A 25,371-nucleotide genomic window follows, 5' to 3' on the forward strand; every position below is an offset into this window, starting at 1 on the left:
GTTGCCTGCAACCCGGCCGCACGTTCGTCAGGCTTCCACCAGCCGCACGCCCCGCAGGCGGAGCGCGTTGGTGATGACCGAGGCGGAGCTAAGGCTCATGGCCAGCGCGGCGATCATGGGGGACAGCAGCCACTCGGTGAGCGGGTAGATGACCCCGGCCGCGATGGAGATGCCGACCGCGTTGTAGACGAAGGCGAACCCGAGGTTCTGCTTCATGTTGGCCACGGTGGCCTCGGACAGCGCGCGCGCCGTCACGATGCCGCGCAGGTCGCCCTTCACCAGCGTGAGCTGCGCGCTGCTCATGGCCACGTCGGTGCCGGTGCCCATGGCAATCCCCACGTCGGCGCGGGCCAGCGCGGGCGCGTCGTTGATGCCGTCCCCCGCCATGGCCACCACGTGGCCCTCCGCCTGCAGCTTCTCCACCAGGGCCAGCTTCTCGGCCGGCGTCACCTGGCCGTGCACCTCGCGGATGCCCAGCCGCTCCGCCACGGCACGCGCCGTGGTGAGGGCGTCGCCGGTGGCCATCACCACGCGCACGTTCGCCCGCTGCAGCTTCGCGAGCGCGTCCGGCGTGGTCGCCTTCACGGGGTCCGACACCACCAGCAGGCCGGCCAGCGTGCCGTCCACCGCTAGCAGCATCACGCTCGCGCCTTCGCTGCGGGCCACCTCCACCTGCTGGCTGACCGCGCTCACATCCAGGCCCGCCTGGGCCATCAGCGCCTCGTTGCCCAGCGCAACGGCCTTGCCCGCCACCTGGCCGCGCACACCCATGCCGGACGCCGAGTCGAAGCCCACCGGCGCCTCCAGCATCAGGCTCCGCGCGCGCGCCTCGGTCACGATGGCCATGGCCAGCGGGTGCTCGCTCCCCTGGTCCAGGCTCGCGGCCAGGCGCAGCGCTTCGTCGGCGTCGAAGCCACCCACGCCCACAATGCGCTCGAAGCTGGGCTTGCCCTCGGTCAGCGTGCCGGTCTTGTCCACGATGAGCGTGTCCACGCGGCGCAGCGTCTCGATGGCCGCCGCGTCACGGAACAGCACGCCGTGCGTGGCGCCGCGCCCGGTGGCCACCATGATGGACATGGGCGTGGCCAGCCCCAGCGCGCACGGGCAGGCGATGATGAGCACCGACACCGCGTTGACCAGTGCGTAGACCCAGCTGGGCTCCGGACCGAACAGGCCCCAGCCCAGGAAGGTGAGCAGCGCCGTGGTGACCACGCCGTACACAAAGTAGCCGGCCACCGAGTCGGCCATCTGCTGCATGGGCGCGCGCGAGCGCTGGGCCTGCGCCACCAGCTGCACGATCTGCGACAGCACCGTGGCCGAGCCCACGCGCCCGGCCTCCATCACCAGCGCGCCGCTGGTGTTGAGCGTGGCCCCGATGAGCGCATCGCCCTCTCGCTTGCTCACCGGCAGCGGCTCGCCCGTGAGCATGGACTCGTCCACCGCGCTGCTGCCCTCGAGCACCACGCCGTCCACGGGCACCTTCTCGCCGGGCCGCACGCGCAGGCGGTCCCCCACGTGCACGTGCGTGAGCGGGATGTCCTCCTCCGTGCCGTCCGCCGCGATGCGCCGCGCCGTCTTGGGCGCGAGCCCCAGCAGCGACTTGATGGCCGCGGACGTCTGGGCGCGCGCGCGCAGCTCCAACAGCTGGCCCAGCAGCGTGAGCGAGATGATCACCACCGAGGCCTCGAAGTACACGGCCACGCGGCCCATGGACACGAACGAGTCCGGGAACAGCTGCGGCGCCGCGGTGGCCACCACGCTGTACACGAACGCGGCGCCCGTCCCGAGGCTGATCAGCGTCCACATGTTGGGGCTTCGGTTGAGCACCGAGCGCGCGCCGCGCACGAAGAAGGGCGCGCCCGCCCACAGCACCACGGGCAGCGACAGGCCCAGCTCCAGCCAGCTCTGCGCGGCCATGTCCATGACGCCGAGCGCGTGGCCGAACATGGCCAGCGTGGTCACCGCGATGGTCAGCGGCAGGGTCCACGTGAAGCGCCGCTGGAAGTCCACCAGCTCGGGGTTCGCTTCGTCATCCAGGCTCGGCAGCTCGGGCTCGAGCGCCATGCCGCACTTGGGGCAGGTGCCGGGGTGGTCCTGCCGAACCTCCGGGTCCATCGGGCAGGTGTACCAGGTGCCCGCCGGGGCAGAGGGCGGCGGGGTAACGGGCTCGGTCGCAGCGGGCGGCGTGAGGTACTTGTGGGGGTCCGCCAGGAACTTGATGCGGCACTTCGGGTTGCAGAAGTAGAAGGCCTGGCCCTCGTGCTCGGCGTGGTGCGGCGAGTCTGCGGTCACCGTCATGCCGCAGACCACGTCTTTGAGGTTGTGCATCGTCATGGAGCCTACTCCTTCCCGCGCCACTGGCACCGCAACGCGCTGCGGAGTGGCGTGATAGGTTCATGACGTCGTGCCCACGCGCACCTTACTTCCCACGCCCGATGGCCACACGCTCGTGGCCGACCTGCACCTGCCTGACGGAAGCCCCAAGGGCCTCGCGCTGCTGGGGCACGCCATGATGGTGGACCGCCGCACCATGGACCGGCCCAAGGGGCATGGGCTCGCCAGCGTGCTGGTGTCGCGGGGCTTTGCGGTGCTGAACGTGGACTTCCGCGGCCACGGCGAGAGCGTGCTCCACACGCGGCGCTCGTTCTCGTTCGACGACATCGTGCGCAACGACGTGCCCGCGCTGGTGTTCGCGCTGCGCGACCGCTTCCCGGACCTGCCCCGATTCCTGGTGGGCCACAGCCTGGGCGTCAACGCGGGGCTGCCGGGGCTCGCGCTGCTGCGGGATCACGGCGTGCGAGCGGTGGTGGCCATCGCGCCCAACCTGTGGGCGCCCAAGTTCGAGCCCAGCCTGGTGCGCCGCCTGAAGAAGCGCGCCATGGTCACCGCGTTCGAGCTGGCGGCACGTCCCACCGGGTTCTTCGACCCGGCCCCCTTCGGCATGGGCCGCTCGCGCATCCCGCGGCCCTATGTGGAGCAGTTCGGCAAGTTCTACCGGGACGACCGGCTCGTGTCGCTCGACGGCGCCGACGACTACGAGCAGGGCCTCGCCTCGCTCGCGCTGCCCATCCTGGCGTGGAGCGGCGGGAACGACACGCTCATGGCGCACCCCGATGCCGTGGCCCAGTACCTGCGCCTGTTCTCGCGGGCCGCTGTGGACCACCGGCGCTTCGTGGGCGCGGGCGGCTTCGAGCCCGACCACATGCAGCTGGTCATCGACGAGCGCTCGCTGCCGCTGTTCGAGCAGTCGGCGGAGTTTCTCCTCCAACACGTGGGCTGAACCCGCGCCGCGCAACGGAGCTCCATGAACCACCACATCAATGCACTCGTCCGGCGGATGGCGGATGGCGAAGCGCTGAAGTTCAAGCCTTTCTGGGGACACTCGGGGAGCGGGCTGGGCCCCTGGATTCTCAGCCAGTGGTACCCAGCCCCGTTCTCCGCGGACGGGAACACGTACCAGACCGCAGAGCACTGGATGATGGCGCAGAAGGCGCTGCTGTTCGCCGACGCTGCGAGTGCTCGCGAGATCATCGCCGCCAACAGTCCAGGTGCAGCCAAGGCACTGGGCCGAGGCGTCCAAGACTTCGACGAGGAGACTTGGGAGCAAGCCCGCTACGCCATCGTCGTGACCGGTAACGTGCTCAAGTTCCGCCAGAACCCTCCGCTGGCCAAGTGGCTCGACGAGACGGGGGACGTTGTCCTGGTGGAGGCGAGCCCGCAGGACCGCATCTGGGGTATCGGCATGTCGGCGACGGACCCTGGTGCGAAGAACCCGGCTGCTTGGAAGGGCCAGAACCTCCTTGGGTTCGCGCTGGGCGAGGCGCGCGACCGCCTGAGGAGGTTCCCCCGGCCGGCGATGCCCGACGGCGCCCTGACTCCTCCGTGGGTCGAGTTCCCTGATCACCATCGGTACTCCGCGTTCTGGCGCATGGGCGCTGGAGAGGCGTACGTGACCGCGCTGCGGGAGAGCTGGGAGTCCCTGACCGCCGATCAGCGCATCGAGATCGAGCTGGTCTACCCTGCAACTGGCGCGTGGTCGGGCTGGTACTGAGGCGGCCAGCCCGGGCTGGTGCGACAACGCCAACCCGTGATACCCACTTGGTGTGGCGCGCTCGCGTTCATCACTCACGAGGGGAGGCTGGCTCGGCGCCTGCACGCTGCTGCTCGTCGCGTGGCTCCTGTTGCCCGCCGCAGCGGCTGCCCAAGCTCCGTCCAGCGACACCGAGGTTCCTCCTGGCGTCGCGCTCCGGCAGTCGAGCTTTGAAGCGAGCGAGGCGGAACGCAGAGCCCTTCGCCCTCACCGCTGGCAGCGTGGCGCACGTCGCGTCGTCCTGCTCGGGGCAGCCTTGACGCTCGGGGCCGTCGTCGTCGGCTCGATGTCCGCGCCTGCCGATGGCGCCGAGGAGCGCCTGGTTCGGATTGGGTCCTCCGTGGCCAGCGTTGGCATGGTCATGAGCCTCAGCGCGTGGGTGGTGCGACTTCGGCAACGCGAGCCGGGACCCTCCATCACCGGCGAGGGCCGCACGCGCAGGCTGCGCACGGGCTACACGTTTCTCGGCCTCGGCGCGCTGGTGTTGGTGGCTGGCGTGGCCGCTAGCGCCGGGAGCCCTGCGCCGTGGTTGGGCCAGATTGTGGGAGGCTCAGTCGGCGCGTTCTTCATGCTCGGCGTGGGTGTGCCCTTCCTCTTTGCGGGCTATGCGAGACGCGTCACGCCGACACAGGTCACGCTCCACGTCGGCCCTGGTCACCTCCAGCTGGTGGGTCACTTCTAGCGCTGCCGGCACGCCAGCAGGCGCGGGGAGACCCATGTTTTTCTGCGTGGGGAGGGGGCGTCAGTCGTTGCCGGGGCGCCTGCCGAACGCGACGCCCTCCACGCGCCCCTTCGTGCGCAGCTCGGAGACGAGGGTCTCCATCGCGTACGGCGTCTGCGCGTAGATGGGCTTGTCGATCGGGTCCGCGAACGGAGGACAGCCCGGGTAGCCATCAATCTCGACCTCGCCCGTCGGCGCCCAGGCCACGAGCGATCCGTCGTCCAACCGGTAGATCCAGCGCTCGTCGGCGTCTGCCAGGCGGATGGCCACGCGCGCGGCGAGCACACCGGCCAGCAACGTCTCGGGGTCGAGCGCCGCGCGGACGCTCGAGCGCAGTGGCTCGGCTTCTTCCCAGAGAGCCACTGCCCCCGCCACCGTGGCCTCCCAGCTGGAACTCGCGGCGCGGGCCCGCTCCATCGCGTCGATGGTCACCAGCGCGTCGCCCTCGTGCTTCACCCTCCAGATCTGCTCGTCGATGCAGACGACCCGTCCGCGGCTGTGCCCCAAGTGGAGCGCGGCCTGCCCGCCCAGCAGCGCCGCGAAGCCATCGCGCGCGAGCTGGTCCCACGCCAGCAGCTGCGAGGCGAACGGCTCGGGGATCGGCGCCACCGAGAGATCCGGCGACTCACGCGCCCGCACCCGCAGGTAGCCGTCAGGCTCGAAGACCCGAAACACGTGGGGCTCCATGCCGAGCTCGAACGATCCGTCTTCGGACTCCTCGTAGAGCTCCCACTCGCCGAGAACCCCCGCGCGCAGGTACATGCACTTCGCGCGTCGCGTCTGGAACTTGCCAAGCGGGAGCCAGTGGCGGGGTGAGGCAGTGAGCTCGGCCAAGAGCCTCTCGCAGCGCGCTTCCACGGCAGGGTCGGGTGGGCGTCTGAGCACCCCCGGAGTGTACAGGCCTCGGCTCGCACGGGATCACTGGTCTCTCGGCACCCCCCGTGCTACATCACGCCCGCTCTCGGCCCCGCCGGAGCCGGACGCTTGATACCAAGTGCCCGAAATCACACATGTCTCCCGGCTCAAACGTGCGGCCTGGTGCTCCCTTCGGGGGGTCGCCGCGCGAGGGTGACAGAAGCACAACCAGAAAAGGACGAGCCATGACCACTGAAAATCAAGACACCGCCCGCCCCGACGTCTCCAGCGGCGACCTGCCCATCGGCCTTCGCGCCCTCATCGACGCCGGCGTCCACTTCGGTCACCAGACCAAGCGCTGGAACCCGAAGATGCGCCCGTTCATCTACGGCGCGCGCAACGGCATCCACATCGTGGACCTCGACCAGACGGCGGTGCTCTTCCGTCGCGCGTTCGACTTCGTGACCGAGGCCGTGGGCCGCGGTGGCCACGTGCTCTTCGTGGGCACCAAGCGCCAGGCCAGCGACGTGGTCCTCGAGGAGGCCGTCCGCTCCAACCAGTTCTACGTCACGGGCCGCTGGCTCGGTGGCACGCTCACCAACTTCACCACCGTGAAGAAGGGCATCGACCGCCTGCGCGAGCTCGACCGTCAAGACGCCGACGGCACGCTCGACCTGCTCACCAAGAAGGAGGCCCTCGGCCTTCGTCGCGAGCGCGAGCGCCTCGAGAAGTACCTCGGCGGCATCAAGCACATGGACGGGCTGCCCTCGGCGCTGTTCGTCATCGACCCCAACAACGAGCACATCGCCGTCAAGGAAGGTCGCAAGCTGAACATCCCGATCATCGCCCTCACGGACACCAACTGTAACCCCGACCTGGTGGACTTCGTGATCCCCGGCAACGACGACGCCATCCGCTCCATCAAGCTGGTGGCCTCGCGCATCGCCGACGCCTGCATCGAAGGTCAGCAGTCGCGTCGTGACCATGTGGTGGCCGGCGACCGCGGCGACCGCAACGGCGGCGGTCACGTCGGTGGCGCCGTGGGCGACGGTCCCGCGGTGGAGCAGGCGCGCAAGCGTCGTGGCCCGGGCGGTCCCGGTGGCGCCCCGCGTCGCTGAACCACGCCCCCACACAGACTCAGAGAAGACAGGAACCGAACATGGCGAACATTTCAGCCGCACAGGTTAAGGCGCTCCGTGATCGCACGGGCGCGGGCATGATGGACTGCAAGAAGGCCCTCCAAGACGCCGATGGCGACGAAGAGAAGGCCATGGAGGACATCCAGAAGAAGGGCCTCGCCAAGGTCGCGAAGAAGGCCGGTGCCATCGCCGCCGAAGGCATGGTCCACGCCTACATCCACGCGGGCAGCCGCGTGGGCGTGCTCCTCGAGGTCAACTGCCAGACCGACTTCGTGGCCCGCAACGAGGACTTCAAGTCGTTCGTGTCGGACGTCGCCATGCAGATCGCGTCCATGACGCCGCTCTACGTGCGCGAGAGCGAGATCCCCGAGGCCGACGTCGCCGCGCAGAGCGCCATCTTCGCCGGTCAGATGGAGGAAGAGGCGCGCGAGACGGGTAAGTCGAAGCCCGCCGAGGCCACCGCCAAGATCCTCGAGGGCAAGATCGCCAAGTGGAAGAAGGAGAACTGCCTCCTCGAGCAGGTCTCCATCATGGTCGAAGACAAGAAGACCATCGGCGACATCTGCGACGAGCTCTCGGCCCGTATCGGCGAGAAGATCTCGGTGCGCCGCTTCGTGCGCTACGAGCTCGGCGAGGGCATCGAGAAGAAGAAAGAGGACCTCGCGGCCGCCGTGGCCGAGACCCTCGCCGCCGGCTGAACCCAGCGATCAGCTGCACCTGCAGAGAAGCCCAGCCACGAGAGTGCGCTGGGCTTCTTTGCGTGGTGCGCCGGGGCACCCACCACGAAGGCCGAGGCAGCGCGCCTCAGACCTTCATGATGTCTTCTTCCTTCTTGGCCACCATATCGTCCACCTTGGTGACGCCGTCCTTCACGATGGCTTCCAAGTCCTTGAGCGCGCGCGCCGCGTCGTCCTTGCCCACGTCACCCGACTTCTCGAGCTCGTCCAGCATGTCCTTGGCATCATGCCGCGCCTTGCGGATGGCGATCTTGCACTCCTCGCCTTCCTTGCGGGCGGTCTTGGCCAGGTCGCGGCGGCGCTCCTCGGTGAGCGGCGGGATGGGGATGCGAATCAGCTCGCCGTCGCTGCTGGGGTTGAGGCCCAGCTGCGCGTTGCGGATGGCCGACTCGATCAGGTTGATGGAGCTGCGCTCGAACGGCTTGAGCGTGATCATGCGCGCCTCGGGCACGTTGATGCCCGCCATCTGCTTCAGCGGCGTGGGCGTGCCGTAGTAGTCCACGCGCACCCCGTCGAGGATGCCCGGGTTGGCTCGCCCGGTGCGGATCTTGGCGAGGTCGCGGCGCAGCGCTTCGTGCGCCTTTTCGATGCTCTCTCTCAGGTCTTGCAGTGTTTCATCGAGCATGAGCGTTCTCCATGGGCCTTGGCCCGATCACTCGCCCGTCTCGGAGACGAGCGTGCCGACGTCCTCGCCCATGACCACGCGCTTGATGTTGCCGCGTTGGTGGAGCGCGAAGACTCGAATCGGGAGCTTGTTGTCGCGGCAGAGGGTCACCGCGGTGCTGTCCATGACACCCACGCGGTCTGCCAGGAAGCGATCGTAGCTCAAGCGGCGGTACATCTGGGCATCTGGATTCTTCGCCGGGTCCGAGTCGTACACGCCCTCGACCTTGGTGGCCTTCATGAGCGCGTCCGCGTGGATCTCCATGGCGCGCAGCGCGGCGGCCGTGTCCGTGGAGAAGTAGGGGTTGCCCGTGCCGGCCACGAAGATGCAGATGCGGCGCTTCTCGAGGTGGCGGATGGCGCGGCGGCGGATGTACGGCTCGGTCACGGCGCTGATGGCCATGGCGCTCATCACGCGGGTGGGCACGCCCTTCTTCTCGATGGCGTCTTGCAGGGCCAGTCCGTTGATGACGGTGGCCAGCATGCCCATGTGGTCGGCCGAGGTGCGGTCCATGCCGCTGGCGCTGCCCTTGAGGCCGCGGAAGATGTTGCCACCCCCGATGACGATGCCGAGTTCGGCGCCCGCGTGGTGCACCTCCACGATCTCGGCAGCGATGTCGCTGAGTGTGGCGGGGTTGAGCCCGAACCCCCCAACCTCACCGCAGAGAGCCTCGCCCGAGAGCTTGAGCAAGACGCGCTTATGCTTGAGTTCCACCATGGGCACGGGTCTAACCCCCGCCGCCGTGACGCGCAACCGCGCTCGCTCCGCCCGCCTTCAGAAGGGGCGCCCCAAGTGGAAGTACACGCGCGGGCCGCCCCGCTCGTGGGCCCCGTAGGCAAAGCCCAGGCGCAGCGTGAAGGGCAGGACGTACCCCACGGTGAAGTCCAGCAGCACCTCGGCTCCCACCCCCACCCGAAAGGTGCTGAGGTCGATGCGCGTGCTGTACGCATCGCCGTAATCGGCGAAGACCAGCGCGTGCACGCGGTTCAGGTAGAACGGCAGTGTCTCGAGCCCGCGCTGAATGCGCACGATGGGGAAGCGATACTCGAGCTGCACCAGCTGGAAGCGCAGCCCGCGGCGGTCTCCGGGGGCATAGCCGCGCAGCGCCTGGCCGCCATACACGGGGTGCTCCAGCAGCAGCTCCTGCAGGTCGGGCGTGGGGAAGCCGCCAATGCTGTAGAGCGAGCGGCGCCCCTCGTCGCCCGCGGACAGCCCGCCCGCATACCGCAGGGCGAAGATGTGGTGGTGGATGAGCGGGTTCTCCCAGAAGCGCGAGAACGCCCAGCTCAACGCCGCGGCGCGGTAGCGGTTGCCAATCAGCCGGTCGGCGGCGCTCAGGTTCACGCTCAGCGTGCGGCCCACCGAGGTGGTCATGTCGTAGATCTGCGCGCGCGCGTCCGAGTACGTGAAGCCCACGCGTGCCCGCGTGAACACGCCGCGCTGCGGGATGAAGGGCACCGGGAAGTTGGGGTCGAGCTCCCCCACGAAGGGGTCCACGCTCTGCACGTGGGTGACCGCGTAGCCCGCCGAGATGCCGGTGGTGTGGAACGAGCGGGGGAAGCTGCGCGACACCGACACGTCGCCGCCGTGCGCGCGCTCGGTCCAGGGCTGCCGGCGCCCCTCCACCACGAGGTCGTTACGGGCCTGGTGCCGGCGGAAGAAGCGGAACGCCACGGGCGAGGCCCCGCGCCCGTAGTGAAGGCCCACGTCCAGGTCCAGCTGCCGGGCGGGCAGGGTGACGCCCACGCGCGCGTCCCACGTGAAGAAGCCCACGGCGTCCTCGCCCACCACCTTGAGCGAGAGCTCGTTGCCTCCCATGAGCGCGCTGGTGCCGAAGCCCGGCATGTAGCTGCGTGGGTACATGGTCTCGATGGGCCGGTAGCGGTGGCTCGAGCCGCCCAGGTAGCCCGTGTCGCTCGGCTCGGGGCGGGTGTCCTCATAGGCGCTGGCGGGCCGCCCCCAGGTGTCTGGCGGGCCCGAGACCGGCAGGCTGTACAGGTCGAAGCCGCGGCTGCCGTAGCCCACGTACACCACGCGGTCGCCGGCCGGCGACACCACCGGGCAGAACGCCCCGCCCAGCACGTTGGTGAGCTGCCGCGTCGCCCCTGTGGCCAGCGCAAACACGTACAGGTTGGCGATGCCGCTGCGGTCCGACGAGAACACCACGTGCTGCCCGTCGGACGTGAACGTGGGGCCAATGTCCTGGGCGCGGTCGTGCGTGAGCTCGCGCACCTGCCCGCTGGCGAGATCCAGCAGGTGCACGTCGCGGTAGCCCCCCGCGCGCCACACCGAGAACACCACGCGCTGGCCATCGGGCGAGAACCGCGGCGTGTAGATCTGCTCGAACGGCCGGCTGGTGACCAAGCGCTCGCGCGTGCCCGCCACGTCCGACAGGCTGGCGATCTCGAGGTGCGAGGTGCCCGCGTCGTTCACCGAGAAGACCACCCGTGTGCCGTCCGGCGAGGCGTCCGGCGCGCGCGCTCGCAGCCCCGTGGTCAGGCGCTCCACCCGGCGCCGCCCCGGGTGCTTCCGAAACAGGTCGAAGCGGGCGTAGATGCCCCGGTCGAAGTCCACCGAGTCGAACACCAGGCCCCCATCGGCCAGCGGAGACGCCACCGAGGTGCCCGCCACGCGTGTGATCTTCTGGGGCTCACCGCCGTCCACCGGCAGGCGCCGCAGCTGGGGGTCACTGCGCCCGTCGTTCACCGTGTAGACCAGGCTCCCGTCGGCCAGGAAGCGCGGATACAGCGCCGTCTCGCCGTGCTGGGTGAGCCGCTCGCCCTCCACCCGCCCGGCGGTCTCCACCTCGGCGGCCACTTCGGCATAGTGCGCCCGCGTCTCGGTCTGCCAGGCCTCGTACAGCTCGGGCCAGGTGAACCCGGTGGCCCGCTGCGTGGCCCGGCTCAGGCCATACGGGATGGGGTTGCGCCCATAAGTGTCCGCGATCTCCGCGATGGCGTGGTCGCCGTGCCGCCGTGCCACGAACGCCATCAGGCGCGAGCCGTACAGGTACCAGTTGTTCCCGCGCGGCCACTGGTCCACGTCGTTCACCAGCTGGTCCAGCGTGACCACGCGGTCCTCCAGGAACGCCATGCGCAGGTACATGTCGAACTGGGTGGAGCGCATGCGCCCGCCGGACGTCTCGCGCGACTCCATGTAGGTGGCGATGCCCTCCACGATGAAGCGCGGCTGCGTCTGGTTGGGCGCCAGCAGCCGCCCGAACACCTTGTTGATGATGGCCGGCAGCCCCGAGATGTTGGACAGGTGCAGGATGTGCGTGTGCTCGTGGGTGATGAGCGTGGTCAGCCAGTCGTCGAAGTCCGCGAGCGGGCTGATGTCCTCCGGGGCGGTCACGAACAGCCGGATGGCGTCGTAGGGCAGGGCGGTGGCCAGGCCGTTGGCCGACTCCGAGTCGTCGGCCAGGGTCACCTGCACCCGGCCGCTCATCTCGTTCTCCATCACGGGGGCCACCCGGGCGTGGGCCCGCTCGAGCGCATAGCCCGCCCGGCGGGCCACCTGGGCCAGGTGCGCGGGGTAGTGGATGGCAAAGTGCTCGGTGTCCACGGTGCGCCAGCGCACCTGCCGATCGCGCAGCTGGGCCGACGCGCGCAGGGGCCCGCTCGCCAGCGCAAGGCACGCGGCGAGGAGCATCAGGGGCCCGACGCGGCGCGGGGCAAACATCCGCTTCCCTATAACATGACCACCGCACGTGGCTCCGAACGTCGCTTCTCCTCACCTCGTCCTTGACCCGGTGCCCCTTGCCCTTCTAGCCTTGCGCTCTGCGGGTGGTGACCCGCACCGATACAGCACGTGGAGACGCCTATCCCGAACATGACGCCGCCGCCGCCCTCGCGGCCCGCCCGTGCCTTTGCACTCCGCTTCATCTCCGGGAAGTATCAAGGTGGCGAATTCCCGTTGCCTGAGAACGGTGAGGTCGTGGTCGGTCGCTCCGGTGAGCTGGACATGGTCCTGGTGGAGGACATGGTCTCGCGCCGCCACGCCAAGATCACCGTCACCAACGGGCAGATCTTCATCCAGGACCTGGGGTCCACCAACGGCAGCTTCGTGAACGGCGAGCGCATCAAGCGCTCGAAGCTCTCCGAGGGCGACCGGGTGCTCATCGGCACCAGCATCATCAAGGTGGTGGCCACCGAGGGTGCAGCCACCATGCGCGAGGCCAAGGCCGCGCTCGAAGACGTGGCCGCCGGCAAGCGCACCTCGCAGGTGCGCACCATGACCGGCTCCATCGCCGAGGTGCCGCTCCCGGACCTGCTGCAGCTGTTCGCGGCCAGCAAGAAGAGCGGCACGCTGGTGGTGCGCACCGAGACCGACGTGGGCAAGCTGCACCTCGACAAGGGGCGCGTGCACTTCGCGGCGGTCAACGACCACTACGACGTCCCGCCCGAGAAGAGCTTCTACCGCATCCTCACCTGGGAGGACGGCACCTTCGACATGGAGCAGCCCGAGGAGCGCGAGTTCCCGAGCCAGATCGAGATGAGCACCGAAGGGCTGCTCATGGAGGCCATGCGCCAGCTGGACGAGGTGAAGCGCCTGGGCCCCGAGCTCCCGCCGCACAGCGCCCAGCTCGAGATGTGCTCACCGCTCATTCCGCCGCTGCGTGAACTGACGCCCGACCAGCTGGATATCCTGCAGATCGCGCACAACTACTCGCGCGTGGAGACGGTGCTCAACAAGAGCCTGGCGGGGGACGTGCGGACCAGCGAGCTGATCGTGAAGCTGATCAAGACGGGGTACCTGAAGGTCATCTGAGCGGGGCACGTACACGTCGGCCGCGCGACGGACGGTGCTCTTCTCGTGCTCGACGTGGCCGGCTGCAGGAGGCTTTGTCCTGGGCTGTCGTCGTAGGGGTGGTGCGACCCGTCGACGACGCAAACGCCTGTCCACGTGGTACGTAGCTGTCGTGGACCGACCTCTCGAACGACGAACGGGTGAGCGAACCGACACGGTGGTCGACCTCGCGCGGGTCGCGACATCGGCGCGTCCGCTGCCGATCGTCCTCGAGCAGCTCTGCTCCCGCATCGCCGACGCCGCTCCGGCCCCCGTGGTCAGCGTGTACCTGCTCGAGAGGGAGCAAGACGCCGACGCGCTGGTCATGCGGGCGAACGTCGGCCTCCGGGAGGGGAGCGTCGGCAACGTGCGGCTCGCGATCGGCGAGGGTGTGACCGGCTTCGCGGCCGCGTGCCTGCAGCCCGTCTCGACCTCCACCAGCGCGGCCGAGTCCCTGTACAAGGCCGTGAGCGGCATCGGTGAAGAGGCGTTCCCCGACTACCTGGCCGTGCCGCTCCCGGTCGCGGGCAGGGCCATCGGCGTGGTCGTGCTCCAGCGTGAGCCCAACGTGGGCTTCACGGACGACGACGTGGTGCTGGTCACCTCGCTCGCGGCGTCAGTTACGCTCGCGCTCGTGTGCGCGAACGCCCGCCACACCCAGGCCGAGGCGAGCAGCAGCACCGACGGACGCACGGTCCGTGTCCGCGGCACGAGCATCGCGCCGGGGTCGGTGCTCGCCCAGCTCGAGGCGCTGCCGACGCTCGACTCGGTCATCGCGGGCACCCAGCCGGCGTCTCTCCCGATGACGCTCGACGGGATCCGCGAGGACGCCGACCAGTTCATCGCCCGCATCGGACCCCGGCTCTCCCCCAGTGCGTTCGCAAACCTGACCGCCACCCGCCTCCTGCTCGACGACGCGCGCTTCCGCGAGGAGCTGCTCGACCGCTGCGAGCGGCTCGGCATGTTGCACGGCATCCGCGCGACCATCCGCGAGTACGCGCTCGCCGCGCGTCGCTCGCCCGCGGCACGGATGCAGGGCGACTGGGTCCAGAACCGCGCGGCCGACGTCGCCGGGCTGTGCATGGTCGCGGTGGTGCGCGCCGCCGGGACCACCATCGGCCGGCCCGGCCAGGCGCTGCTCATCCCCGAGGTTCCGAACCTGTTCCTCGCGATGCACGCCATCCATCGGCGGTCGGCGGCCCTGCTGGTCGCCGCCGAGCTCGACCCGGCCTCGACGGTCGCCGAGGTGCTGCGCGTCTGCGAGATGCCGACCATCGCGTCCATCGAGAGCCTGAGCGACTGGGCAAGGCCTGGGGACACCTTGATCGTGGACGCGACTCGCGGCAGCGTCGTGGTGCGGCCGAACGCGGAAGAACTCGCGAGCGTCCGCGCGAAGCGTCAGCGAGGGCCACGCCGCGGGGGCTCGAGGCCACGCCGCCTCACCCCCGGCGCCAGGCGCAGAAATCAGTATGGTGCACTTCCGCCCCTTCCCGGGCCCCGAGGCCCCCTCACCTCCTGCAGAGCACCAGCCCCCCTCGCGCTGGTCAGATTCCCGTCTGAGACCCCCCTGCACTTCACCCCCCCCCCACCACCGTTGACCCACCCTGACCAAAAAGAAAGACCCCGAGAGGAACACAACACACCCCCCCCCCAGCGCCACCCGCGATCGACGCCCAGCTCCCCGCGGGCTCCAGCGCCAAGTACGTCTCCCAGTGCGGCTTCGCATCCCGCGCGCGCCCCAGCTCCTCGTACGCCATGGCCAAGTTGAAGTGCGCGTCCGCGAACGACGGGTCCGAAGCCAGCGCGCGCTCGAACGACAGCACCGCGTTCGTTGGGTCCCCCGCGTCCAGCGCCAGGAACCCCAGGTTGTAGTGCGCCTCGGGCTGCTCGCCATCGATGCGCAGCGCGTTCGTGTAGTGCCGGCGCGCGTCCTCCACGCGGCCGCGCCGGTAACACAAGTTCCCGAGGTTCGTGTGTGCGTTTCCGAGCGAAGCGTCCAACCGCAGCGCCGCCAAGTAAGCAGCCTCGGCGCGCTCGAAGGTGGCCTCGTCTTCGTCCAGGCGACAGCCTTCCAAGTAGTGCTCGTACGCGCTGCGGCGGGCCTCGGCGGTGGGCCCGGTGCGCAGCACGCGCACCACGTCGTCTCGCACGGCCGAGACGTCGAAGTCGATGACTTGCTGCCCCGTGGTGGGCACGAACGCACCGAGGCGGTCGCGCATGACCACCGAGCCGCCCTCTTCGGTGACGCGCAGCTCGGCCAGCGGGCGGGTGACCTTGGGGAGGGTGCGGCGGATGGCGTCCACCGAGTCCTTCACGCGCTTCTGCGGGACGCCGCGCTCCAGCAGGGCCTTGGCGGCGCGCACGCTGACCAGGTCCTGGAAGGTGTAGAGCTGCTTCTTGCCCACCGTGGCCGAGGGCGTGATGAAGCCCGACTTGGCCCAGCTGCGCAGGCGGCTCTCCCTCAGGTCGAAGAGCTTCGCCACGTCGGCCGTGGAGTACAGGTCGGCCAGCGGATCGTCCGACGGCTTCTGGGGCTTCGGTGCCTCACTCGGGCTGGGGGCCAGCGGGGCGGGCGCAGCGATGCGCGTTCCGACGCCATCTCGGCCGAAAGCGACGTGGATGACGTTGTCGCGCTCTTCGCTCAAGGGATGCTCCGCTCCGACAGTACTTCAATAGGTACTTCGAGATCGATGTCGATGTGTAGCTGGTTCTCGTCCAGGCGCACTCGCGTCTCGATGTGCGCCGTGCCCAAGAGGTGGCTTGGTACACGACGCGCGGCCTCGGCGCGAGCCCAGCGCATCAGCCGCAGGCGCACGCGCATGGAGCCGTCCACGGCCTCACGCAGCTCGGCGAAGGCCTTGGGCGTGCGGGGGGCACACAGCTCACGCGCCACAGCGTCGAGGTCCACGCTGAACATGGACGTGCCGAAGTAGCGCGGGTGCCCGTCGCGGCTGGGCCGCAGCGCCTGGCTGCCCTCGGACAGCAGCTCCCCGAAGCGGAACAGCGCCTCCTCGGCTTCGCGCGTGAGGGTGATGCGCTCCTCGCGGCGCACGAGGCGGCCACGGGTGGCGCGCGCGATGGACGGACGGCTGGGGGGGATGCGGGGGGCCGGGCTCAGCATGAGCGTGAGCGTACATTTGCCTACATCAGACTACCAACAACCTGACAGCCGGCTGCCCGCGCACGGCGTTCGGCTGCTATAGCCAGGCACCATGCCGCCTGCCGCCAAACCGATGGCCTTCCTGTCCGACATCCACGGGGCGCTCGCGCCGCTCGAGGCCGTGCTCGAAGAGCTGGCCCGCCGCGAGGTGAGCGACATCTACGTGGCGGGCGACCTGCTCCTGGGCGGCGACCAGCCCCTCGAGGTCTGGCGCAAGCTGCAGTCGGTGAACGCGCGCTGCACGCGAGGCGCCAGCGACACGGCGCTGTGCATGGTGGACCCGGCCACGCTCAGCCCCACCGATGAGCACCAGCGGCGGCGCATGGAGCGCTTCCTGAACACACGCCGCGACCTGGGCGAGCTGGTGTTGGCGTCCATCCGGCGCCTGCCGGAGCGCCTGCGCATCCCCATGATCGACGGCCGCGAGATCCTGATGACGCACGAGTCGCCCATCGGCACCGGTGCCGAGCTCAGCCACGACCTGGACGACGACGAGCTCATCGACCTCTTGGACAGCGACCCGGCGGACATCTTCGTGGTGGGGTCCACGCACGTGCCCTTCCAGCGCGCGCTCACCGGCGCCCACGTCATCAACGTGGGCTCCGTGGGCCAGGCGCCAGGGGGCGAGGTGGCGCACTTCACGATCTTGAATCCCCGCCTCGACGGCACCGAGATCCTGCAGGACTTCGTCACGTTCTAGGCGTTGGGCGGGACAGGAGGCCGTCGCCCGTGAAGGGCGGCGAGAGGTGGGGGGGTGAATAAGGCGCGGCGGCGGTACCACCTCATTGGGCATGGGTGCGCACGAAGCGCCTGATCAACACCGTGGGCGGTTCACGTGCTGATGCACCTCCGGATCCGCTGCAAGGCGGTGACCCTCTGCGACGTGGACAGCCGCATGCATCTTGATCGGCGGACTCCGGCACATCCTGTTCGTGGCGTCCAAGCTCACGAGCGGCCCGCTCGACGGAGGGCTGCGCTACCTGGTGGAGCGCTTCCCAGGAGTGCCAGCGTGGCAGGTGGCCCTGCGAGGCGACCGCGACGCGAAGACCCAGCCCGAGGGCATTCGGCTTGCACCCGCGCGTGTTTTCTCCCGCGGGCATAAGGACGGAGCGCCGAGTGACGGCGCGCGAGGCCTTGAGGACTCCGTCCGGCGCGGTAGGCCTCCGGCATGAGTTCTCCCGTTCTTCCCTCGACGCGCTCCGCGCTGTTCCTTGCGCTCTCGCTCTTCGTGCTGGCTGTCAGCGGCCACCCCCTCTCGGCGCAGGACATCCCCGTGCCGGCCGGCAACCGCCGCAACCTGACCGAGGCCCCGCCGCGGCCCGGCATGGGCGACGTGGAGGAGCGAGCGCGCGTGTTGCTGGCGGCCATCGTGGCCGACGACCCGGCGCGTGCCATGGACTTCTTCATGCCCCGCGAGATCTTCGCGGCCATCAAGGGCATCTCGGACCCGGACGGCCTGCACGCGCGCATCGTGCGCATGTACGAGAACGACATCCACACCCTGCACGGCACGGTGCCCGCCGACGCGGAGTTCGTGCGCTTCGAGTTCTCGGGGCGCCGCAGCTGGGTGGTGCTGCGCGAGGAGACCAACCGGCTGCCTTACTGGGCGCAGCGCCACAACCACATCGTGTACCGCAGCGGCGGGCAGGAGCACCGCATCTTGGTGCGCACCATGATCGCCTGGGACGAGCGCTGGTACATCACGCACCTGTCGGACTTCACTCGCGTCGGCCCGTGATTGGCTGACGGCTGGCTCACGCCGGCGCCTGCGAGAGGAACCGCGCGAACTCGCGCACGAACTTGCGCGGCTCGTCCAGCAGCGGCGCGTGGCCCGAGCGGTGGAAGCGCACCACCCGGCCGCGCTTGGCCTGCGTGGCCACCAGCTCCTGCCCGGCAGGGGCGTAGAGCGGGGAGTTCATGCCCACCATGAGCGTCACGGGCACGTCTCCGTGAGCGAGCGCGGGCCGGTAGTCGTGGCCGCCGCCCGAGTACGCCGTGAGGTAGGCGCGCATGTCGTCGAGGCGCAGCAGCGGCACGCGGCGCGCGATGGCCGCTGGCAGCCTGGGCAGCGCCCGCCGGATGAAGCGTTCGCGGGCTGGAGCGGCGCCCAGCACCCCAATCAGCGATGACAGCGTGAACGCCAGCGAGACGCGCACGCTTTGCGGCAGCTCGTCGAAGAACTCGGCGTCCGGGTGGTGTGCCAGCACGCGCAGCGCGGCCTGCATGTGGCGGAACAGCTCGTCCTGACGTTCTCCGGCGAGCCCGTGCTGCCAGTCCGGTCCGTTCAGCACGTTGGGCGACTGGTCGATGTGCAGGTAGCCGCGCACGCCCTCGAACCCGGTCTCGCGCCGAACGTGCAGCGCCGTGGTGGCGCCCAGCGAGATGCCTGCCAGCAGGTAGTCGGTGAGCCCGAAGTGGGCCACCACGTCCTTCACGTCCTGCGCGTGGCTCTCGAACACGTCGGGCTGCGTGAGGCGCAGGTGCCGCGAGGGGCCGTGCCCGCGGAAGTCCGGCATGTAGAAGCGGAAGCGGTGCGCGTGGGGCAGCACGAACGGCAGCCAGTGCGCGCTGGCCATCCCGAGGCCGGGGAGCATGAGCACGGGCGGCCCGCTGCCCACCACCCGCACGTGGAGCCGTGAGCCATCTCGCATGGGGACGAAGGGCATGATGCCGGGCAGTCTACACGAGCGCGGCACACCCCGGCGCGGGGTGGTAGGCTCCGCCGCAAAGGAAGCACGAGCATGACTGGCACGACCGAACGCGTATTGGTGGCGACCGACCTGACCGAGGCCAGCCACGAGGCCGTCCACTTCGCGGCGATGCTCGCGAAGACGGTCCCCGCCACCCTCGAGCTGCTGCACGTGGTGGACATGGTCAACGTGGAGGACCTGCCCGAGCACACGGACCCCGCCGTGACCGACTACGTGGACGCCATCCGCACACGGCTCGAGCGGCGTCTCGCGTCGCAGGGCATCAAGCTGGACGTGGAGCGCACCCGCTGCGAGGCCCTCGGCGCGCGCTGCGAGACGGGCATCGCGGACGGCCGCGTGTGGGAGGTGCTGCTGCAGCGCAGCCAGGAGACCAAGGCGAGCTTCATCGTGGTGGGTCCGCACGCCAAGGGCCCCGGCGAGCGCGCGCTGGGCGCCATCGGCGAGTTCCTGTTGGGCTCCACGGCCGACCGCGTGGTGCGTCACTCGCGCGCGCCCGTTTGGGTGGTGCCCAGCCAAGAGACCGCTCCCGCCGAGGCACCGTTTCGGGCGCTGATGGTGGCCGTGGACTTCTCGTCCGTGACCGCGCGGGCCCTCGACATCGCGGCCGACCTCGCGCGCAAGGCGGGCGGCGAGCTGCACCTGGTCCACATCCTGCCCGTGAAGTACCGCGGGGACTCGAACTCCCCGTGCCCCGACAACCTCGAGGGCGCACCCTCCACCGTGGTGTGCAACGACGGCAAGGCCCGGCTCCACCGCTTGGCCAGCGCCATCCAAGGGCTCACGGTGCACGAGCACGTGCGCGTGGCCCAGCACAGCATCCACGAAGAGCTCATCGACGCCGCGCGCGACGCGGGCGCCTCGGGCATGGTCATGGGCTCGCACAACCGCTCCATGCTGGACCACATGGTGCTGGGCAGCACGGCCGAGCGCTGCGCCAAGCGCACCACGTTGCCGTTGCTCATCGTGCGCGGCTGACCGCGAGGTCGGTCGCCACGGAGGGGCCGACTTCGAATACATTCCCGGCATGCCTCCGTCTTCCCCCTTCCGCGCCGACGCGGCGCTCGCCCAGCACTCGGTCGACCTCTGCCAGGCGCTGCTCCGCATCGACACCACCAACCCCCCGGGCAACGAGCGCGAGGCCGCGGACCTGTGTGCCACCGAGCTGCGCGCGGGCGGGCTCGAGCCGGTGATCCTCGAGAGCGCTCCCGGACGGGCCAACGTGGTGGCGCGCTTGAAGGCGACGCACGACGTGGGGAAGCCGCCGCTGCTGCTCACGGCGCACCTCGACGTGGTGGGCGTGGACCCGGAGCACTGGGACCACCCGCCCTTCGCGGGCGTCATCGCGGACGGCTGCCTGTGGGGGCGCGGCGCCATCGACATGAAGAACATGGCTGCCATGTCGGTGGCCGTCATCAAGCGCTTGGCGCAGGAGCGCGTGCCGCTCGACCGCGACCTCATCTTCGCGGGCGTGGCGGACGAAGAAGCCGGCTGCAAGCACGGCTCGTTCTGGCTGGCCGACCACCACCCCGAGCTGGTGCGCGCGGAGTTCGCGCTGGGCGAGGGCGGCGGCTTCAACATGCACCTCGGCAACAAGAACTTCTTCGTGGTGCAGGTGGCCGAGAAGGGCGTTTGCTGGGTGAAGGCGCGCGTGCGTGGTGAGCCCGGGCACGGCTCGCTGCCGAGGCCGGACTCGTCGGTGCACAAGCTGGCGGCGGGCATCGAGCGGCTGCGCAAGAAGGGGCTCTCGCGGCGCGTCACGCCCGTCATGCGCGACTTCGTGCTGGCGCTGGCCGAGGGGCAGCCGGCGGCGTTGAAGGCGCTGCTGCCGCGCTTGCTGGAGCCGGGCATCGCGCCGCACCTGCTGCGCCTCCTGCCGGACCAGAGCGTGGCGCGCGCGCTCGGGGCCATGCTGGGCAACACGGCCTCACCCACCGTGCTGCGCGCGGGCAGCAAGACCAACGTCATCCCGTCGCTGGCCGAGGTGGACATCGACGGGCGCGTGCTGCCGGGCACCACCACCGAGGAGTTCCTGGCCGAGCTGCAGGCGGTGCTGGGTCCCGAGTTCGAGCTCGAGGTCACCAACGCCTGGAACCCCATGGTCACGTCGCCGCGCGAGTCCAGCTTCCTCGACTGCATCCACGCCGTCATGGCGGACCGCGAGCCCGACGCGCCGCTGGTGCCCTACCTGATGCCGGGCTTCACCGACGCCACCGCCTTCACCAGCATCGGCGCGCGGTGGTACGGCTTCGCCCCCGTGAAGCTGCCCAAGGGCATGAAGTTCGCCGACATGTTCCACGGCCACAACGAGCGCATCCCGGTGGACGGCCTGCGCTGGGGCACCGAGACGCTCACCGATTTGCTGGTGCGCTTCGCGGGCGTGTGAGCAGCCCCGCTGTGCCCCAGCGTCAGTACGCGCAGTGGGCCACTTCGAACGTGCCCGTGAAGCTGAACTCGCGGTCCTCGTTGTCGGTGTAGTTGAAGCTCACCTCGCCCACGATGGACTCGTCCGTCACCGAGGAGATGGTGACCGAGCCCGAGTTCTGCCCCGCGCCATCGAACCGGCCCACGTTGTTGTACATCTGCACGAAGACGTTGCCGTAGCTGCCAACGGCCAGCGCGGGGAGGTTGAGTGCCGTGGTGTGTCCCGGGGGCGGGGTGTTGTTGTCTTCGGTCCCACACGCCACGGCCGCATCACTGAGCACGATGATCGCATTGCCTTGGTAGACGGTTGCGAAGCCGTTCACCGGGATGAACTCCTCGCCCGCGTAGGAGCCCACCAGCGTGGTGGCGAGCAGTGGCTCGGGCGTGGTCCCCCCACCGCACGACGCGGCGACGAGGGAGCAGGCCAGCATGACCAGGCGAGTGGTGCGGGTGCGCATGGCGAACAGCCTACCCAACTGGAGCACATCTGCGAAGGGCCGCGCGGTGCCCTAGGCGGTGGCTTCCGACCGACCCGCGCGCGCTTTGCCCGCCGAGCCGACGTCGGGGCGCACGGCGAGAATCTCCACCGGCACCGGGCCCACCGGGGCGATCATGGGGCCCAGCATGCCCTCGCGCAGCACGTAGCCAGCGGGCACGCGGAAGTCCACGCGGCGCACGAACTCGGCCAGCAGGATCTTCATTTCGTAGGTGGCGAAGGCGGCGCCTGCGCAGCGCCGGAAGCCCACGCCGAAGGGCGCGAACTCGTGCGGCTTCACGCGCTTGCCCATGAACTGCTCGGGGTAGAAGTCATCGGGCTGCTCCCACGAGGCCTTGTCGCGCTGGCGCGGGTAGACGTAGCCCGTGACCAGCGTGCCGGCGGGCAGGTCGTAGCCGCCGAAGTTCATGGGGCGCAGCAGCCGGCGTGTGGCGCCGCGGGCCAGGGCGTCCAGGCGCAGGCACTCGTTCACCACGGCGTCCAGGTAGGGCAGGGCCTCGATGCGCGCCGGGTCGATGGGCTGGTCGGGGAACTCGGCGTCCAGCTCGCCGCGCATGACCTCCACCACGCGCGGCGCCGTGGACAGGCGGTAGAGCGCGCGCGACAGCGTGATGGCCGTGGTGTCGTGCCCCGCCAGCAGCAGCGTCAGGCTCTCGTCGAACGCAGCGGCGTCGTCGTAGGCGTGTCCTTCGTCGCGCGCGGTGCGCAGGATGTGCGAGAGGCCGTCGTCACTGGCGCGGTCGAGCGTGCGGCGGCGCTCCTGCACCAACTGCAGCAGCAGCTCCGTGAGCACGCGGCCGGAGCGGATGGCGGACGTCTTGCCCAGCGCGCGCCCCAGCGGGGACATGGGACGCTTGGCCATGGTCGCCGGGTCGCGGTCGCCCAGGATAAGCCCGCGCATGGTGGACGCCGGCAGCCAGTAGGACAGCAGGCTGGCCACGGGGCTGTGGCCCCCTTCCATGAAACCCCGGATGGCGGCGTCCAGCTGGTCGTATTCGGGCCCCGGCTCCATGCCGAACAGCGCGATCAGGATGATCTCGAGCGCCATGGTGGTGCCCGCGTCCATGGCCGAGATGGTCTGGTTGGGGCCGAGGCCGTCAATGTAGCGGTCTGCCGCGCGCTTCATGACCTCGCCGTAGCGCTTCATGCGGTCGCCCGCGAAGGCGGAGAGCGTGCGCCGCCGTGCGTGCTTGTGTGCGTCGCCGTCCAGCAAGAAGATGGAGCTCTGACCCACGAAGAACGCCACGATGTCGTTGGCGTGGGTGAACTCCTCGGGGCGCGCGGCCGTGATGCGCTTCACGGACTCTTCGTCCGAGAACACCACCAGCGGGCCGTAGCCGATGATGTCGAGGCTGAAGGCGTCGCCCATGTCCCGCACGCCTTCGTCGAAGAAGGCGCCGAGATCCGTGACGAAGCGCTGGGTCTGCCGCACGCGGGACATGCGGAGGGTGGGCGGGAGGTGAGGGTGGCGGTCGTGGAAGGAGAACATGGGGGGACGCCGAGAATATCAGCAGCGCGCGAGGTGTGCCCGCGAAGCCTGGGCGCGCCGGCTGTGCCACGCTTCCCCGGTGCGCCGCCGTGCTGCCTCCCTCTTCGTCGCCGTGTGCGGGCTCACCCTCGCGCTGGGTGGCCCCGTCCATGCCCAGCAGGCCCCGCGCGAGGTCCAGCTTTCCATGCCGCACTTCGCCTACGACCTCGGCTACGTGGCGACCGGAGGGGTGCTCTACCTCACCTCCCACTTTGCCGTGACCCCGCGCGACCGCGACACCGCACCGCTGGGCCGTGGCGGCGAGCATGCTCATCAAGACGGCGCGGACCTCGCGTCGGACATCACGGTGGGGCTGGTGCTCTCGCTCGGCCCCATCGTCGGGTTCGTGCTCGATGGGAGCCGCGAGGGCGAGTACGCGCGGGCGCTGCGTGTGCCCATCGTGCTCTTCGAGTCGTTCGTCATGACCTCGGGCATCACGGGCACGCTCAAGAACCTGGGCGTCTGCCGCCCCTACGCGTGGCAAGGCAGCGAGGGGGTGTGTGACGCGGAGGCCGGCATCCCCAGCGATGAGCGCGACCACCGCCGGTCGTTCCCCTCCGGGCACGCTGCCAGCTCGGCCTCCATCGCCGGTGGGCTCTTGGGCATGTGGCTGCTCCCCACGGGGCGTGACGACCGGCTAGCGCCGCTCGCGCTCGGCGTGACGTTGCTGTCGGTCACCACGGCGGCGCTGCGTGTCCGAGCGGGCGCCCACTCGCTGGTGGACGTGGGCGTGGGTTTCGGCATCGGCCTCGGCGTGGGGCTCGGCACGGCGGCGCTCCACGTGCGGTCCAACGAAGCGCGGCGCGTCTCCGTGTCGCCCATGGGGCGCGGGCTCATGTTGCACGGCTCATTCTGAGCGCCGGGCCCCCTGACGCGCGCCGCCCGGCCTGGCTCAGCGTGGGGTGAGGCCCACCGCCGCGAAGCACCCGTCGAGGGCCTGCATGGCTTCCTCCACGTCGAAGCTGGCGCGCTCCGCGAGCCACACCAACGCACGCCGCCGGTCGGCGATGGCGAACGCGTCCGAGTCGGAGCGCGTCACCCACGAGTACGCCGTGAGGGCCCCGCGCATCAGCCCCGAGTCCGTGAGGAGCGCGGTCCGCGCGAGCGCGGGGAGCCCGTGCTGCTCCATCTCTTCGAAGATGATCTTGCGCTGCGCAGCGTTGGGCACCTGATGGGCAAAGCAGGACAGCGACACGCGCGCGAAGTCGCCGCGCGCGGCCCGGATGGTGGACTGCATGTACTCGCGCACCTCCTTGTCCGTGAGGGTCCTCGAGTTGTTGACGTTCAGGGACAGGGGCCCCACGCGAGCGTGGGCGTCGTTGTTCACCCGGATGGCGACTCGCAACATACGGGGCTGAGCGTACCCGAACTCGGCACTCTTCGGCACCAAGGCTGGAAAATGACGCCTTGGGTGCCTCGTGGGCGTCAGCTCTCGCCGTCCAAGAGGCCCAGCGCCATGCGCTCCACCACGCGTGCTCCGCGCCCTCGCGGCATGGCGCTCGGGGCGGCGGCGGCGAGCTGATAGGCGCCTTCGATGGCGGCCATGATCCCGGCCGCCGCTTCCTTGGCCCCGCGCGCGTGGCCAGCTCGTGCACGCAGCACGTCCGAGGCCAGCCCCTCGAGCGTGGTGAGGCGAGCCGCCACCACCTGCCGGTACACCTCACCCACGGCCGGCTGCCGGAGCGCTTCCGCGCCCACCACCACCCAGGCTGCCACGGCGCGCGGCTCAGCGTCGTCGCCCAGCGCCAGGTGCGCGTCGATGAACGCACGCAGGCGGGCCACGGGGTCATCTCCGGCGGGAGCCAGGCGCCGCTGATAGCGTGCCTCGATGAGTTCGCCGATGCGCTCGATGAGCGCCAGCAGGATCGCTTGCTTGGAGCTGAAGTGATAGTGGACCAGGCCGCTGCCGAGGCCCGCCGCCTTGGCAATGGACGCGATGGTGGCGCCCTCGTACCCGTCTGCGGCGATGACATCGAGCAGGCCCTCGATGATCTGGGCGCGGCGCTCCGTGGTGTTGCTGGGACGAGGCATCTTGCGCGGCACGCTAGCACGGTGCTATTG

The 25,371-nt window shown here is 70.1% G+C and carries 23 protein-coding genes; 11 read left to right on the top strand and 12 right to left on the bottom strand.

All coding sequences use genetic code 11. The features are described from left to right. Positions 1-27 precede the first annotated feature (27 nt). Positions 28-2,334: a heavy metal translocating P-type ATPase gene (locus tag IPI43_22940; GenBank protein MBK7776951.1), complete on the bottom strand. Its 2,307-nt coding sequence runs from the start codon at positions 2,332-2,334 to the stop codon at positions 28-30. Between the two features lie 70 nt (positions 2,335-2,404). On the opposite strand from IPI43_22940, the gene IPI43_22945 reads away from it, so the two are divergent. The 3 genes from IPI43_22945 to IPI43_22955 all read left to right on the top strand — a co-directional run bounded on the left by IPI43_22945 (position 2,405) and on the right by IPI43_22955 (position 4,772). Then, positions 2,405-3,280 (top strand): alpha/beta fold hydrolase, encoded by an 876-nt coding sequence (locus IPI43_22945; protein MBK7776952.1) that lies wholly within the window; start codon positions 2,405-2,407, stop codon positions 3,278-3,280. 24 nt (positions 3,281-3,304) lie between these two features. Then, a complete protein-coding gene (locus tag IPI43_22950; GenBank protein ID MBK7776953.1) occupies positions 3,305-4,051 on the top strand; it encodes an NADAR family protein in 747 nt (248 codons plus the stop codon). Between the two features lie 325 nt (positions 4,052-4,376). Continuing rightward, entirely contained in the window at positions 4,377-4,772 is a 396-nt protein-coding gene (locus IPI43_22955; protein MBK7776954.1) for a hypothetical protein, read from the top strand. Positions 4,773-4,832: 60 nt separating this feature from the next. Here IPI43_22955 and IPI43_22960 read toward each other — a convergent pair whose 3' ends face one another. After that, positions 4,833-5,696, bottom strand: a complete 864-nt coding sequence (locus IPI43_22960) for a hypothetical protein (protein ID MBK7776955.1) — start codon at positions 5,694-5,696, stop codon at positions 4,833-4,835. Between the two features lie 215 nt (positions 5,697-5,911). On the opposite strand from IPI43_22960, the gene rpsB reads away from it, so the two are divergent. Continuing rightward, on the top strand, positions 5,912-6,784 hold the full coding sequence (gene rpsB / locus IPI43_22965) for a 30S ribosomal protein S2 (GenBank protein MBK7776956.1): 873 nt from the start codon (positions 5,912-5,914) through the stop codon (positions 6,782-6,784). A gap of 41 nt (positions 6,785-6,825) precedes the next feature. Then, positions 6,826-7,503 (top strand): translation elongation factor Ts, encoded by a 678-nt coding sequence (gene tsf, locus IPI43_22970; GenBank protein MBK7776957.1) that lies wholly within the window; start codon positions 6,826-6,828, stop codon positions 7,501-7,503. A 106-nt stretch (positions 7,504-7,609) separates the two neighbouring features. Here the strand turns inward: tsf and frr are convergent, their stop codons facing one another. The 3 genes from frr to IPI43_22985 are packed head-to-tail and all read right to left on the bottom strand — an operon-like array spanning position 7,610 to position 11,887. After that, on the bottom strand, positions 7,610-8,167 hold the full coding sequence (gene frr, locus IPI43_22975; protein ID MBK7776958.1) for a ribosome recycling factor: 558 nt from the start codon (positions 8,165-8,167) through the stop codon (positions 7,610-7,612). Positions 8,168-8,194: 27 nt separating this feature from the next. After that, complete coding sequence (locus IPI43_22980) at positions 8,195-8,923, bottom strand: UMP kinase (protein ID MBK7776959.1); 729 nt, start codon at positions 8,921-8,923, stop codon at positions 8,195-8,197. A gap of 57 nt (positions 8,924-8,980) precedes the next feature. After that, entirely contained in the window at positions 8,981-11,887 is a 2,907-nt protein-coding gene (locus IPI43_22985; protein MBK7776960.1) for a PD40 domain-containing protein, read from the bottom strand. A gap of 150 nt (positions 11,888-12,037) precedes the next feature. On the opposite strand from IPI43_22985, the gene IPI43_22990 reads away from it, so the two are divergent. Next, positions 12,038-12,976 carry a DUF4388 domain-containing protein gene (locus IPI43_22990; GenBank protein MBK7776961.1) on the top strand — a complete coding sequence of 313 codons (939 nt, stop codon included), beginning with the start codon at positions 12,038-12,040 and terminating at the stop codon, positions 12,974-12,976. A 1,592-nt stretch (positions 12,977-14,568) separates the two neighbouring features. Here IPI43_22990 and IPI43_22995 read toward each other — a convergent pair. Next, a complete protein-coding gene (locus IPI43_22995) occupies positions 14,569-15,639 on the bottom strand; it encodes a tetratricopeptide repeat protein (GenBank protein MBK7776962.1) in 1,071 nt (356 codons plus the stop codon). Then, positions 15,636-16,115 (bottom strand): hypothetical protein, encoded by a 480-nt coding sequence (locus IPI43_23000; GenBank protein ID MBK7776963.1) that lies wholly within the window; start codon positions 16,113-16,115, stop codon positions 15,636-15,638. The genes IPI43_22995 and IPI43_23000 overlap by 4 nt, the downstream gene beginning before the upstream one ends. Before the next feature lie 91 nt (positions 16,116-16,206). Here IPI43_23000 and IPI43_23005 point away from each other — a divergent pair, with 91 nt between their 5' ends. Together IPI43_23005 and IPI43_23010 are read left to right on the top strand one after the other, a co-directional pair. Beyond that, entirely contained in the window at positions 16,207-16,854 is a 648-nt protein-coding gene (locus IPI43_23005) for a metallophosphoesterase family protein (GenBank protein MBK7776964.1), read from the top strand. A 468-nt stretch (positions 16,855-17,322) separates the two neighbouring features. Continuing rightward, entirely contained in the window at positions 17,323-17,892 is a 570-nt protein-coding gene (locus IPI43_23010) for a hypothetical protein (GenBank protein ID MBK7776965.1), read from the top strand. A 16-nt stretch (positions 17,893-17,908) separates the two neighbouring features. Here IPI43_23010 and IPI43_23015 read toward each other — a convergent pair whose 3' ends face one another. Then, positions 17,909-18,820, bottom strand: a complete 912-nt coding sequence (locus tag IPI43_23015) for an alpha/beta hydrolase (GenBank protein ID MBK7776966.1) — start codon at positions 18,818-18,820, stop codon at positions 17,909-17,911. A gap of 75 nt (positions 18,821-18,895) precedes the next feature. Here IPI43_23015 and IPI43_23020 point away from each other — a divergent pair, with 75 nt between their 5' ends. After that, positions 18,896-19,840, top strand: coding sequence for a universal stress protein (locus tag IPI43_23020; protein ID MBK7776967.1), 945 nt, complete (start codon positions 18,896-18,898; stop codon positions 19,838-19,840). A gap of 49 nt (positions 19,841-19,889) precedes the next feature. Beyond that, complete coding sequence (locus tag IPI43_23025; GenBank protein ID MBK7776968.1) at positions 19,890-21,248, top strand: M20/M25/M40 family metallo-hydrolase; 1,359 nt, start codon at positions 19,890-19,892, stop codon at positions 21,246-21,248. Positions 21,249-21,270: 22 nt separating this feature from the next. Here IPI43_23025 and IPI43_23030 read toward each other — a convergent pair whose 3' ends face one another. Together IPI43_23030 and IPI43_23035 are read right to left on the bottom strand one after the other, a co-directional pair. Beyond that, positions 21,271-21,744, bottom strand: a complete 474-nt coding sequence (locus IPI43_23030; protein ID MBK7776969.1) for a hypothetical protein — start codon at positions 21,742-21,744, stop codon at positions 21,271-21,273. A 51-nt stretch (positions 21,745-21,795) separates the two neighbouring features. Continuing rightward, positions 21,796-23,271 carry a cytochrome P450 gene (locus tag IPI43_23035; protein MBK7776970.1) on the bottom strand — a complete coding sequence of 492 codons (1,476 nt, stop codon included), beginning with the start codon at positions 23,269-23,271 and terminating at the stop codon, positions 21,796-21,798. A gap of 79 nt (positions 23,272-23,350) precedes the next feature. Here IPI43_23035 and IPI43_23040 point away from each other — a divergent pair, with 79 nt between their 5' ends. Continuing rightward, the gene (locus IPI43_23040) at positions 23,351-24,166 is read left to right on the top strand and encodes a phosphatase PAP2 family protein (protein MBK7776971.1); all 816 of its coding nucleotides are present in this window, start codon (positions 23,351-23,353) and stop codon (positions 24,164-24,166) included. A gap of 36 nt (positions 24,167-24,202) precedes the next feature. On the opposite strand, the gene IPI43_23045 is transcribed toward IPI43_23040, so the two are convergent. Then, a complete protein-coding gene (locus IPI43_23045) occupies positions 24,203-24,658 on the bottom strand; it encodes a hypothetical protein (protein MBK7776972.1) in 456 nt (151 codons plus the stop codon). A gap of 77 nt (positions 24,659-24,735) precedes the next feature. After that, positions 24,736-25,341, bottom strand: coding sequence for a TetR family transcriptional regulator (locus tag IPI43_23050; GenBank protein MBK7776973.1), 606 nt, complete (start codon positions 25,339-25,341; stop codon positions 24,736-24,738). Positions 25,342-25,371: the final 30 nt, after the last annotated feature.

It is taken from the genome of Sandaracinaceae bacterium (assembly GCA_016706685.1).
In the GTDB taxonomy this organism is placed as follows: domain Bacteria; phylum Myxococcota_A; class Polyangia; order Polyangiales; family Houyiibacteriaceae; genus JADJJE01.